The sequence below is a fragment of the Acidiphilium sp. PM genome, assembly GCF_000219295.1.
Classification (GTDB): domain Bacteria; phylum Pseudomonadota; class Alphaproteobacteria; order Acetobacterales; family Acetobacteraceae; genus Acidiphilium; species Acidiphilium multivorum.
The window spans coordinates 1-749 of record NZ_AFPR01000393.1; the positions used below are offsets into that span (position 1 = coordinate 1).

The 749-nt window shown below is 76.0% G+C and carries 1 protein-coding gene; it reads right to left on the minus strand.

Annotated elements, in window-relative coordinates; all coding sequences use genetic code 11:
- Nucleotides 1-749, minus strand: a 749-nt coding sequence (locus APM_RS12970; RefSeq protein WP_039888652.1) for an AsmA-like C-terminal region-containing protein, incomplete at both ends; no start/stop codon positions are given.

Consider the following 749-nt stretch of genomic DNA (forward strand, 5'->3'; position numbering starts at 1 on the left):
CGGGATGGCCCATCCGCGCGAGAGCCAGGGCCGAGGCGCAGCTCTGCGGCGCGGCGGAGCGCGGCGCCAGGCCGAGCTGGCGGGTGATCTGGCCGAACAGGGTCTGCCCGCCGCCCATCTTCTGGCCGGCGGCGGCGATCGCCTGGGCATAGTCGCCGGGCGGGGCGATGCCGGTGGCCGGATGCGCCAGCGTGCCGGTGACCGCGAAGGGGATCGGCGTGGCGCCGCCGCCGAGATCGGTCTGCGGCCGGAGCACGACGTTGAGCCCCTCGGTCGCGAGGTTGACGGTGCCGCCGCCGGTCATGAACAGCCGGCTGGAATCGAGCGTCAGCGCGCGGATGCTGGCGAGGCCGGCATGGGCGTCGATCCGCGTGGCGAAGCAGCGCAGCTGCACCGGGCCCTGGGCGCCGGCGACGCCGGCGGGCAGGCCGGCGGCGGTCAGCAGCCGGTCGAGCAGCGCGCCGTCGATCTCGCCGTTCACCGTCGAGACGCCGAGCGAGCCGTTCAGGGTCGAGGCGATGTCATGCGCGGTGGAGCCGGCGCCGCCGAGATCGGCGTAGAGCTGCACCGTCGCCGAGGCCGAGCCGGGCTGGCCGAGCAGGCGGAGCAGCGGGCCGAGGCGGAAGGCCGGCGCCTGTTCGATGAGGCGCACGCTCGGCGGATTTGCCGCGGCGTCGACCATCAGCGTGCCGGAGACCGGGCCGCCGGGCAGCTCGCCGCTGATCGGGCGGACCGTGAGCACGCCGTTG